The sequence below is a fragment of the Pseudomonas sp. NFACC39-1 genome (assembly GCF_900110355.1).
In the GTDB taxonomy this organism is placed as follows: domain Bacteria; phylum Pseudomonadota; class Gammaproteobacteria; order Pseudomonadales; family Pseudomonadaceae; genus Aquipseudomonas; species Aquipseudomonas tehranensis.
Window position 1 is genome coordinate 1 of sequence record NZ_FODL01000029.1, and the last position, 10,779, is coordinate 10,779.

The following is a 10,779-nucleotide window of genomic DNA, read 5'->3' on the forward strand; positions in this document are numbered from 1 at the left end:
TTTGATGGCCGCTTTGTTGTTGGGAATCGCCTCCAGTACATCAAGTTCGGCGTGATAGATCACCAACTCGTTCTTGGCGACATCCACGCCCACAATCGGCTTTGTGACAGAAACCGGCATTGCCATTGAAAATTCTCCGGGCTAAGGTTTGAACACTTGAAGGGTTCACCCAGAGGCGCAGGCTTGTTCCTATCGTCGGTTTAGGCCAGATGCATTCTTTATCGGCGCTTGGGTGAAAGGAGGAGGGGCGAAATCTCCCACGGTCTGTACTGCGCCTAACAGTCAGAATCGAGCCTTGTCCCTCCTCCTCCCTTCAAGTCCTACCATACAAGCGAGCCTGCTCGCGATGGCAGCGACTAGGTCAATGCCCCATGAGCCAATGCTGATGCGGCCCTGGCAGGGTCCAGACACCAAAGACAATCACCAGTAAGCCACCAGCCATGCGCACGCTGCGTTTGCGCAACAGGGCGGTGATGCGTTCGGCGGCCATGCCGGTGGCGAGCAACACTGGCCAAGTGCCGAGACCGAAGGCGAGCATCAGCAATGCGCTGTCCAGTGCATCGCCCTGGCTGGCCGACCAGAGCAGGGTGCTGTAGACCAACCCGCACGGCAGCCAGCCCCAGAGCGCGCCGAGCAGTAAGGCCCGGGGCAGGCTCGACACCGGCAGCAAGCGGTTGGCGACGGGCTGGATATGCCGCCACAAGCCACGACCGACGCCTTCGATGCGGGTCAGGCCGCTCCACCAGCCCGCCAGGTACAGGCCCATGGCGATCAACAGCAGGCCGGCCAACACGCGCATCACCATCGCCGCCGGGCTATTGGCTACGGCCCAACCCGCCAGGCCGATCAGCAACCCTGCGCTGGCGTAGCTCAGAATCCGCCCCAGGTTGTAGGCCAGAAGCAACCGAAAGCGTCGGCTGCGCTGTTCCTTGGGGATTGCCAGGGTCAGGGCGCCCATCAGGCCGCCGCACATCCCCAGGCAATGGCCGCCGCCCAATAAACCCAGGATGAGCGCCGAGACCAACAGTGGCGCCAGATCAAGCATGGGGCGGGGCCTTGTCGTCCGGTTTGCGGGGCTCGCCGCTGGCTTCGTCCACCGCCGCCTTGTGGTTCGGATCCTGATCGTCGAACAGAATGCTGTGGGCCGGACCGTCGAGGTCGTCGTATTGCCCGCTGTCCACGGCCCAGAAGAAGATGTAGACGGCGATGGCCACGATCAGCAGTGCGGCCGGGATCATCACGTAAAGAGCTGGCATGTCGGAACTCCATGCCCGCGCGGCTCAGGCCGGCAGCGGGCGGGTATCGGGCGAGGCATCGAAAACCTGCGTCTTGGGCTGGCGAGTCAGCCTCAGCGCATTCAACACCACGGTCAGCGAACTGATGGACATGCCGATCGCGGCCCACACCGGCGTAATCCAGCCGAGGGCGGCGAACGGCAACATGAGGCCATTGTACAGTGCTGCCCACACCAGGTTCTCGATGATCACCCGCCGTGTGCGCCGGGCCAGGCTGAAGGCGTGGATCAGGGCGTCGAGACGGTTGGACAGCAGCACCGCATCGGCGCTGGTCTTGGCAAGATCGGTGGCCGAGCCCATGGCGACACTGATGTCTGCCGCTGCCAGCACCGGTACGTCATTCACCCCGTCGCCGAGCATCAGCACCTTGCGCCCCTGCTGGTGCAACTGTTGCAACACGGCCAGTTTATCGTCCGGGCGCAAACCGCCGCGGGCTTCATCGATGCCCAGTTCGGCGGCGACACTGGCAACCATGGGCGAACTGTCGCCCGACAGCAACAGTGTGCGCCAGCCCCGCGCTTTGCAGGCGGCCAGCAATGCCGGGGCGTCGGCGCGCAAGCGATCGTCGAGGACGAACCAGGCCAACGGACCGATATCATCACCCAGCAGCAACCATTGTCCGGGCTCATCCGGCATCACCGGCACCGTCGCGCCACTGAGTTCGCAGACAAAACCGGGTTGGCCGATGCGCAGGCGCTGGTCACCCACCAGCCCTTCCAGCCCCAGCCCCGGGGTGCTTTGCACATGCTCGGCGGCCAGTGGCGCGCGGCCAAAGGCACGGGCGATGGGGTGTTCGGAGCGGTTTTCCAGGGCAGCGGCCAGGCCCAGGCATTGATCACTGTCCAGGGCTGTCAGCGTTCGAATGGCGCGCAACGCCAGACGCCCTTCGGTGAGGGTGCCGGTCTTGTCGAAAATCACCGTGTCGACCTGGTTCAGGCCCTCCAGCACATGGCCGCGAGTCATCAGCAGGCCAAGCTTGTGCAGCGTGCCGGTGGCGGCGGTCAGCGCGGTAGGCGTGGCCAGGGACAGCGCGCAAGGGCAGGTGGCGACCAGCATCGCCAGTACGATCCAGAAGGCGCGAGAGGCATCCAGTTGCCACCACAGCACACCGATGGCCGCTGCGGCGACCAGGGAGAACAGCAGGAACCATTGCGCGGCGCGGTCGGCGATTTCCGCGAGCCGCGGCTTCTCGGCCTGGGCTCGTTCCAGTAACCGGACGATGGCCGACAGTCGGGTGTCTTGCCCCAATGCCAGGACCTGGACCGTCAACGCGCCCTCCACGTTAAGCGTGCCAGCGGTCACCGTGTCGCCCACTTGACGAGGTTGTGGCAGGTATTCGCCGGTCAGCAGCGATTCGTCGACGCTGGACTGGCCTTCGAGGATTCTGCCGTCGGCCGGCAGAACCGCGCCGGGATGCACCAGCACGCGGTCACCCGTGCGCAACTCGCTGAGCAGGATACGTTCACTCTGGCCGTTGTCCTCCAGGCGCAGGCACGAGGCCGGCAGCAGATTGACCAGTTGTGCGGTGGCGGCTGCGGTGCGCTCCCGGGCGCGGCGTTCCAGGTAGCGACCGGCCAGAAGGAACAACGCGAACATGCCCACGGCATCGAAATACAGCTCGCCCACCCCGGTGACGGACGTCCAGATCCCTGCCACGTAGGCACCGCCAATGGCCAGGGACACCGACACGTCCATGGTCAGGTGTCGGGTGCGCAGGTCGCGCATCGCGCCCTTGAAGAACGGCGCGCAGCTATAGAACACGATGGGTGTGGTGAGGAACAGCGCGACCCAGCGCAGGATGGTGTGCATCTCCGGGCTCAGGTCGATGTTGAATTCCGGCCAGGTGGCCATGGTCGCCATCATCGCCTGGAACCAGAGCAAACCGGCGACGCCCAATTGGCGCAGGGCCAGGCGATTTTGCGCGGCCAGTTGTTCGCTGGCCTGGTCGGCCTGGTACGGATGGGCGACGTAGCCGATCTGGCGCAGTTCGGCCAGCAAGGTGCTCAGCGGCAATTGAGCGTCGGCCCAGCTCACGTGCAGGCGGTGATTGGACAGGTTCAGCCGCGCCTCGGCCACGGCGGGCAGGCTGCGCAGTTGTTTTTCGATCAGCCAGCCGCAGGCGGCGCAACTGATGCCTTCGATCAGCAGCGTGGCTTCGGCCAGCTCGCCTTCATGGCGCACGAACGCCTGCTGCACGTCCGGGCGGTCGTACAGCGCAAGCTCATCGGTCAACTGGACCGGCAGGGTTTCGGGGTTGGCCGATGCTTCGCTGCGATGCTGGTAATAGCTTTCCAGGCCACCGGCGACAATGGCCTCGGCCACCGCCTGGCAGCCCGGGCAGCACAGCTCACGGGTTTCACCCAGGACAACGGCGGTGAAGCGACTGCCCGGGGGGACGGGCAGGGCGCAGTGATAGCAAGGCTGTGGAGTGGTCATGATTGTCGCTATGAAGGCCTGGCTTGGATGGGCTTGCGCAAGGTGCGAAAACTGTAGGAGCTGCCGAAGGCTCGGGCCGCGTTCGGACGATCTTTCCCCGGGCACTTGAGTCTCAAGCGAAAGATCAAAAGATCGTCCGAACGCGGCCCGAGCCTTCGGCAGCTCCTACAGTGATTGGCTTATTTCTTCAGGTCTTCAGCGCCTTGCAGCGGTTCATCGCCGAGCAGGATGGCCTGGTCGTGGTTGATCTGCTCTTCTTCGAACAGGCGCCAGGTCTTGTCGTTCTCCACACCCAGCAATTCGACAAAGCGCCGGCCTTCGATTTTGTCCGTCAACTGACCGACATACCGTCCCGGTTCGCTGTCGTTGCGCGTCAGGACGATCTTGCGATCCTTCTCTGGCTGGGTGGGCGAGATCAGGCTCAGTTCCAGGGTCTGGGGCCTGCTGTCGCCGCTCAGGCGCAGGTTCACTTCGCCGGTGACGTCATCCAGTTGCACGTTGGCATGCAGTTGCAGGGTCTGGCCCAGCAGTTCGCGCTCCAGGGAGCGGTTGATGCCTTTGCCGGCTTCGTAATAGTTGTCGTTGACCAGATTGTCCGGGTTGTTCACGGCGATGGTCACCATGGTCAGGCTCAGCGTCACCGAGCAGGCCAGGATCGCAATGATGATCCACGGCCAGAGATGCTTGTACCAAGGGCTGGTGGCGGTTGCTGCAGGCATGTTCAGTTCTCTCAACGAATTTGTGGGCCGATGAACCGGCTCTTGGCTTCAACATGAACGCTGTCGTCATCGGCATCCTTGAGGATGAACATCACCTCGTTGGTGCTCGACGGCAGTTGGTCCGGTGCGCTGGACAGTTCTACCGGCTGGGTGAAGATCTCACCGGCCGCGACCTTGATTTCCCGGCGTCCCTGGAGCTTGAGATCCGGCAGGCCGGAGGCCTCCAGCACGTACGTATGATCGCGCTGGTCCTTGTTCATGATCTTGAGGCTGTAGACGTTCTCGATCCGGCCTTCGGCGTTCTCGCGGTACAGCACACGGTCCTTGCTGACGTCGAAACCCACCAGCGAACGCATGAAGAACGCGGTCACCAGCAGGCTGATCATTGCCAGCAGCACCAGGGCATAACCGATCAGGCGTGGACGCAGTTTATGGGTTTTCTGTCCCGAGAGGTTATGTTCGGTGGTGTAACTGATCAGACCGCGCGGGTAATCCATCTTGTCCATGATGTTGTCGCAGGCGTCGATGCACGCCGCGCAGCCGATGCATTCGATCTGCAGGCCGTCGCGAATGTCGATACCGGTGGGGCAGACCTGGACGCACATGGTGCAGTCGATGCAGTCCCCCAGGCCCAGGGCCTTGTAGTCAACGCCCTTCTTGCGCGGGCCACGGCTTTCGCCGCGACGCGGGTCGTAGGAAACGATCAGAGTGTCCTTGTCGAACATCACGCTCTGGAAACGGGCGTAAGGGCACATGTAGATGCACACCTGCTCGCGCAGCCAGCCGGCGTTGCCGTAGGTGGCGAGGGTGAAGAAGCCGACCCAGAAATACGACCAGCCATCGGCCTGGCCGGTAAAGAATTCGAACACCAGTTCGCGAATCGGCGTGAAATAACCGACGAAGGTCATGCCGGTCACAAAACCGATCAGCAGCCACAGGCTGTGCTTGGCCAGCTTGCGCAGGAACTTGTTCCCGCTCATGGGCGCCTTGTCGAGCTTGATGCGTTGGTTGCGGTCGCCTTCGGTGACCTTCTCGCACCACATGAAAATCCAGGTCCACACGCTTTGCGGACAGGTGTAGCCGCACCAGACTCGCCCGGCATAGACCGTAATGAAAAACAGGCCGAAGGCGGCAATGATCAGCAGTCCGGACAGGAGGATGAAGTCCTGGGGCCAGAAGGTCGCACCGAAAATGAAGAATTTGCGTTCCGGCAGGTTCCACCAGACGGCCTGATGCCCGCCCCAGTTCAGCCAGACCGTACCGAAATACAGCAGGAATAACACGCCACCGCCGACCATCCGCAGATTGCGGAACAGACCGGTGAAGGCACGGGTGTAGATTTTTTCCCGAGAGGCATACAAGTCAACGCTTTTACTCGCGTCTTTGGCAGGCGGGGTGACGTCATGTACCGGAATCTGGTTACTCATCAGAATGCATCCCACGGCAGTGGAAAAGTGCCGGGGTCAGTACGTGCCGACCACGGTCAGAAAGGGTATTGCAGTGGCGCAATGATACGCCTGTAGGTCTAGCCCAAGGGTGCGACCTTTGGTCGCGTTGGGGCTCTGCATAGAATGGTGTAGCGGATGTAACAAGTCATGACCCAGATCAATTGACTATAGACATTCCATGGCGTTGGCGAAAAAACCAAGGGCCTGGCGACTCGTTCGACAGGCCAGTCTGGTTGCTTTGTGCCGCTATTTTTGGGCGGCTTCGCCACCCAGCGGGAGCTAGCTCCCTCGCCACGGGGAGATCGGTGTTCTTAGCGACGTCTCCACCCATATCACTAGGTGGAGTGGACGGAAAACCTGATAAAGATTTTTTATTAAACAGGGCTACCAACCTGACTGCTCACCGTCCTCATCATCGATAGAAATTCTGGTGCATGATCTGATCCACTCAAAAAGAGCAGAAAGGTCACGTTCGATACTTTTTGGATGAGCGCTAATCTCCAAAAAAATGCGTTCTTTTTCTAAAAACAACCGTACATCGTAGTTCCAGTCATTTGAGCTTCTGGGCTCGGTGCCCACCAAGTGGAATTCGTTCTCCTCAAAAGATGCGGAAAACGTTTCAAGGGCGGTGATTTTCTGCATGACCTCTTTGAGGTGCGTCGCATACCAGTTTTTATCTTCAAAGGACAATATGAATTCTGCTGACATCATCGTTACCTTCTAACTGCCGTGAGGCCGGCCCGATACCGTTGGGTAGTCTGGCGGGTTTTTCATTCCGATGTGCGCTGGCGCGGAATGAGTGCTGACAGCTGTTTTTCCGTCATTGGCTAATTCTGTAGTGCCAGGGTTTCCATGCCTACCCAACGATTTGTGGCTGTGGGCATTGTTCGATCCCTTGAACGGTGTGGGGTTTGTATTCCCATAGGCATGAATCTGGACCTCTGAACCATCAGCGTGTACCCAGCGCTGGTTCCTGGTATTTGCCGGGTTCGTTCGGGTGTAGCCGTTTTGGCGGAGGATTTTTTCCACCTGCTGCACGGATTTCCCTTTAAACGATGGCAGCTTGGCGACATTCGGTTTGTTGGCAAATCTGCCCCTGGCATCGATCCATCTTCCTTTTGAGTTTTGCCGGGTAGCCGGACCACAGGCTAGCCCCAACGGGTCTATCCAGGCGAAGGGGTTAGGCGCGTAGACATAGAGATTAAATCCCCCCGCCAACCCAATCGGATCCGGCGTCGTAAACCGCCCCACATCCGGATCATAAAACCTGAACGTATTGAAATGCAGCCCCGTTTCCCGGTCCAGGTACTGCCCCTGGAACCGCAGGTTCTGTTCCTCGATGTAATACGGCTCGCGCACCTCTTCCAGCGTGTTGCCCCACACCCGATACGTTGCCCGCCACACGTCATGGCCGTCGGCTTCGGTGAGTTGTTCCGGCAGGCCGTTGAGGTCGTTGTGGTAGTAGCGGATTTTTTGCAGCGGGCCGCTGCCGTCGACGCGGGCCAGGGGTTCGTAGCCGTCGTCTTCGTAGAGGTACAGGCTGGTTTGCTGGTGGCGGTGTTCCTGCAACAGGCGCAGGCCGTCCCAGGTGAAACGGGTTTCGCCCAGTGGGTAGCCATGGCTGTCGTGTTCGGTTTTTTCGATGCGCCGGCCCAGCGGGTCGTAGGTCATCGTGACCACGCTGCCATTGTCGTTGCGCACTTCAATCAGGCGGCTTTCGGCGTCGTAGGCGAAGCGTTGCAGGCCGCGCGCGGCGCTGCGTTTTTCGATCATCCGGCCAAAGGAATCGTACCGATAACGCTTGTCCTGGTAGGTCAGCAGTTTGTTGTGCACCACCAGCCCGGCGCCGGCTTGCGGGCCGTCCAGCAGGTTGGCGGCGGCGTCGTAGGCGAAGGTTTCGCGCTGGCCGTGCAGGTTGTTCTGGCTGGCGATGATGCGGCCGGTGGCGTCGTAGTGCAGCAGTTGGCGGTGCTGCGCGGCGGGTTGTTGGTCGAGTTTGCCGATCAGGTTATCTGCGGGGTCGTACTCGAAGTGTTTTTGTACCGCTGCCGGCAGCAGCGAAGGTTGGCTGCTGTGGCGGCGTTGGCGCGCGCGCAGGCGGCCGCTGCGGTCGTATTCGCTGCGGGTGCTGATCTGGCCTTGGGTGCGCAGCACTTCGCGGTGCAGGCGGTCGCGTTCGAAGTCGCTGATGACCTGGCCGTCGAGGTTGATCTGGTGCAGGTGGCCGCTGCCGTAGTACAGACGATTGACCCAGCGACCATCGGGCAACTGGGTCTGGATCAGGTTGCCCAGTTCGTCGTAGTGGTGTTGCAGGCTGCCGGCGGCGCTGTTTTCGGCGAGCAACTGGCCGGTGGCGTCGTAGGCGAAGCTCAGGGTTTGCGAGTTGTTTTGCAGGTCGGTGAAGGTGACGGCGGTGAGCTGGTCCAGCGGGTCGTAGGTGTACTCGGTACGGCCATCGTCAGTGACTTTGGCAATCAACCGGCCCACGGCGTCGCGTTCCAGGCGATGGACGATGGGCGCCGGCGGTGCTTCAGGAATGACCGCCAAGCCCGTGCCGTACGGCGCCGGAGTCGCCGTCACCGCCGCGACGTTGTCGAGTACGTCGTAGGTGTAGCGCTTGGCGCTGCCATCGAGGTCCTGTTGTTCGGTCAGCCGATCCCCGGCATCCCAGGCAAACCGATAACTCTCACCGTTCTCATTGACCAGCGCTTGCAGCCGCCCGTAGCTGTCGTAGGCGAACTGCACCTGCCGACCGTGGGCATCGGTGCGTTGGCGGACCTGACCGCGACGGTTGTGTTGGTAGTGCGTGGTGTGCCCGGCCGGGTCGGTGTAGCCGGTCAACTGGCCGGCGATGTCGCGCTGGTACTGTTCGGTGCGGCCGTCCGGCAACTGGCTGCTGAGCAGACGGCCCTGGGCGTCGTAGCTGAACTGGGTGCGCTCGCCGAGGGCATCGGTGATGGTCTGCAGGTAGCCGCGCTGGTCGTAGCTGAACCGCGTCGGATAACCCGAGCAATCGATGTGCTCCACCAACTGCCCGAACGGATTCCAGCGCAGCTTTTTAAGCTTGCCGGTGGCGTCGATGATTTCCACCACCTGACCGTGGGCGTCGTAGCGGTAGCGGGTGACGTGGCCCAGGGGATCGGTTTCGGCGGTGCAGTTGCCGCGTTGATCGTAGCGGTATTTCCAACTGTGGCCGGCGGCATCGGTGTCCACCAGGGGCAGGGCCCAGTGCTCGAGCCATAACGTCGAATCGCTGCGGCCCAAGGGATCGGTTTCGCCGATCAGGTTACCGGCCTCGTCATAGCTGTATTCATAGCGCCCGCCCTGTGGGTCGGTGGCGCTGAGCAGTTGGCGTTCGTCGTTCCACTCGAACAGCCAGGTCTGGCCGAGGTTGTCGGTGTACTGGGTGATCTGGTGCTGGCGGTTCCACTGCCGAATGCTGAGGCGCTGCAAACCGTCGGTGATGCGGGTTACGCCTGCCTTGAGGTCATAGTCGAACTGATAGGTGTCGCCCTCGTCGGTCCAGTGCCGAACCACGCGCCATTCCTGATCTTCGACCAGAGCCCATTCGTAGAAGCAGCGCAGCCCGGTGGGCAGTTGGTGTTCCACCATTCGCTGGCCGGCGTCGTAGTTGAAACGCCGTTGCACCTGGCCGGTGGCGTCGCGCACTTCGCTCAGGTTGTTCGCCGTGTCGTAGGCGTAGCTGACCAGCACTTCGCGCTGCTGGTCGGGGTAGAGGCGTTCTATCCGGGTGACGCGTTCGCGCTCGCGGATCAGCTCCACTTGCACCAGGTCGAAGGTGTCGCGCAGGCGTATCAGCCGTCCGGCGTCGTCGTAGTCGAGGAAGATGCGGTTGTCGTTGCGGTCACCGAGTTGGCTCAGGCGCAGCAGGGATGTGTGGCCCGGCGTGGGTTCGAACAGGCGATACAGGCCGTCGTCGCTTTCAATCAGCAACTGTCCGTTGAGATGACGTCGCACGGCCAGGCCTTCGCCAGCACTGAATACCGCGCCGCCCAACGGGATCGAGCCCATGTCGATGGGCCGGGCCTGTTCGTCGGTGTAGAGCAGGGTTTCGCCGCCCTCGGGATGGGCCAGGATTTCCACCTGCACCTCGTAGGCCACGCTCCAGCCGGCGCCGAACATCCCGCTGCGCCGCTCGTCGCGGCTGTTGTAGAAGCGTTGCCAGTCGATCGGCAGAACACCGGGCAAAACGAAGTCCAGCTCTTCATCGCGGCCCAGCACTTTGGCGCCGGTGGCGGCATGCACCGGGTTCGACGAGCCCATGGTGGCGTTGGCCGCGGCGCCCATGGCGCTGCTGACCGCCATCGACGCCGCGCCACCGGCCAGCATGCACGGCAGTTTGCTGAAGAACTTGCCCTTGCCACCCTTGAGCATCAGCAACGCGGTGACCGCCAGCCCCACGCCCGGGGTTTTGCCGCTGCGAATCTCACGCACCACCACTGAGCCACCGCCAATGGTCACGTCCGGGGAAATCAATCCGGCCGACACCACCGTCGCATCGCAGGTGCTGCGGTCGCCGCTGCGCACGGCGGGCTGGCCGTTGATGGTGACTTTGTCCGAGCCTTCGGCCATGAACTGCGGCGGCATCGGTGGGTGCTTGGTGCAGATCACCAGGTCTTCCGGTCGGGTCTCTGTGCCGGGGGCGGGTGTGGCGACGGTGGGGCGCCACATCTGCGAGAAGAAGTTGCCGGCCATGTCCAGGTAGCTGGGCTCGGCTTCTTCTTCCGGCTCGGACATGTCCAATTCGGTGCCGGCCGGCGCGACCTGGGAAACAACCGCCCCGGCGGCGCGGGCCGAGGGGATGTTGTTGGTAAAGGTGTCCTTGGAGCCGGTGAGGATGTTGGCCTGCACCGTGGGCGG

7 protein-coding genes and 1 pseudogene are annotated in these 10,779 nt (G+C 62.1%); all 8 read right to left on the reverse strand.

The genetic code is table 11. The features are described from left to right. Window positions 1-126 (reverse strand): annotated as a pseudogene (locus BMY45_RS28515) (IS110 family transposase); the annotation flags it as partial. 235 nt (window positions 127-361) lie between these two features. Beyond that, window positions 362-1,045 (reverse strand): sulfite exporter TauE/SafE family protein, encoded by a 684-nt coding sequence (locus BMY45_RS27010; protein ID WP_092403443.1) that lies wholly within the window; start codon window positions 1,043-1,045, stop codon window positions 362-364. Continuing rightward, window positions 1,038-1,256: a cbb3-type cytochrome oxidase assembly protein CcoS gene (ccoS, locus tag BMY45_RS27015; RefSeq protein ID WP_047227179.1), complete on the reverse strand. Its 219-nt coding sequence runs from the start codon at window positions 1,254-1,256 to the stop codon at window positions 1,038-1,040. Before ccoS ends, BMY45_RS27010 begins: the two co-directional genes overlap by 8 nt. A gap of 24 nt (window positions 1,257-1,280) precedes the next feature. Further along, the gene (locus BMY45_RS27020) at window positions 1,281-3,731 is read right to left on the reverse strand and encodes a heavy metal translocating P-type ATPase (protein ID WP_092403445.1); all 2,451 of its coding nucleotides are present in this window, start codon (window positions 3,729-3,731) and stop codon (window positions 1,281-1,283) included. 179 nt (window positions 3,732-3,910) lie between these two features. Beyond that, entirely contained in the window at window positions 3,911-4,450 is a 540-nt protein-coding gene (locus BMY45_RS27025) for a FixH family protein (RefSeq protein WP_047227181.1), read from the reverse strand. Window positions 4,451-4,461: 11 nt separating this feature from the next. Then, window positions 4,462-5,877, reverse strand: coding sequence for a cytochrome c oxidase accessory protein CcoG (ccoG, locus tag BMY45_RS27030; protein ID WP_092403447.1), 1,416 nt, complete (start codon window positions 5,875-5,877; stop codon window positions 4,462-4,464). A 405-nt stretch (window positions 5,878-6,282) separates the two neighbouring features. Beyond that, the gene (locus tag BMY45_RS27035) at window positions 6,283-6,606 is read right to left on the reverse strand and encodes a 3-hydroxydecyl-ACP dehydratase (protein WP_256573685.1); all 324 of its coding nucleotides are present in this window, start codon (window positions 6,604-6,606) and stop codon (window positions 6,283-6,285) included. 12 nt (window positions 6,607-6,618) lie between these two features. Then, a partial coding sequence (locus tag BMY45_RS27040; protein ID WP_256573686.1) for an RHS repeat-associated core domain-containing protein occupies window positions 6,619-10,779 on the reverse strand: 4,161 nt, incomplete at its 5' end.

What these genes read in the sequence shown, in the direction of transcription:
- BMY45_RS27035 (WP_256573685.1), bottom strand. Translation starts at nt 6,606, where the DNA reads ATGTCAGCAGAATTCATATTGTCCTTTGAAGATAAAAACTGGTATGCG.
- ccoS (WP_047227179.1), bottom strand. Translation starts at nt 1,256, where the DNA reads ATGCCAGCTCTTTACGTGATGATCCCGGCCGCACTGCTGATCGTGGCC.
- BMY45_RS27010 (WP_092403443.1), bottom strand. Translation starts at nt 1,045, where the DNA reads ATGCTTGATCTGGCGCCACTGTTGGTCTCGGCGCTCATCCTGGGTTTA.
- BMY45_RS27020 (WP_092403445.1), bottom strand. Translation starts at nt 3,731, where the DNA reads ATGACCACTCCACAGCCTTGCTATCACTGCGCCCTGCCCGTCCCCCCG.
- ccoG (WP_092403447.1), bottom strand. Translation starts at nt 5,877, where the DNA reads ATGAGTAACCAGATTCCGGTACATGACGTCACCCCGCCTGCCAAAGAC.
- BMY45_RS27025 (WP_047227181.1), bottom strand. Translation starts at nt 4,450, where the DNA reads ATGCCTGCAGCAACCGCCACCAGCCCTTGGTACAAGCATCTCTGGCCG.